General features: G+C 42.6%; 1 protein-coding gene. It reads left to right on the forward strand.

Annotated elements, in window-relative coordinates:
- Window positions 1-114 precede the first annotated feature (114 nt).
- A partial coding sequence (locus R8O11_RS30945) for a helix-turn-helix transcriptional regulator (RefSeq protein ID WP_318195356.1) occupies window positions 115-530 on the forward strand: 416 nt, incomplete at its 3' end.

Here is a 530-nt window from a genome sequence, read left to right on the forward strand (position 1 = left end):
ATAGCGCATACTATGCGTATAAAAACATTCGGAAGTAACTTTTTCATTACATGTTTCAACAGAAAATGGAGCATATTCCATTTGCTCTGTTTTATTTCTATTAGAGATTTGTGTATGTTGAGAATCATTAGTGCAGATAAGTTCATCTCTTCAAGGTTCATCTTGGAATACAGCAAAGCGGAGTTTGCGTCTTTGTTGGGAGTTTCCGTAGCTAAGATAACCAATATTGAAAGTGGCAAATCTTCGATTCCCCCGGTGTACGACTACGCCATCAATCATTTACTCAGTGAGCATCCGTTCAAGGAAAGCGCAGTGGAAGCCCTTTGCTCTCATGAGACTCTTAACTTTGCCCGACGCATAGACGTGAACTCTAAGGTGCAACGCTTGTCCTGTAAGCGTCGCGATAGCCGTAGACTGCACGTTATGGCTGGCATGAGTGGCTTGTATTTTGTCGAGTGCAAGGATTGTAAACACACTATGTACTCGTCAGGCATGTCTGGAAAACGATATCAGCAATGGTCGAATGATGG

This window comes from Vibrio sp. 1288 (genome assembly GCF_033344475.1).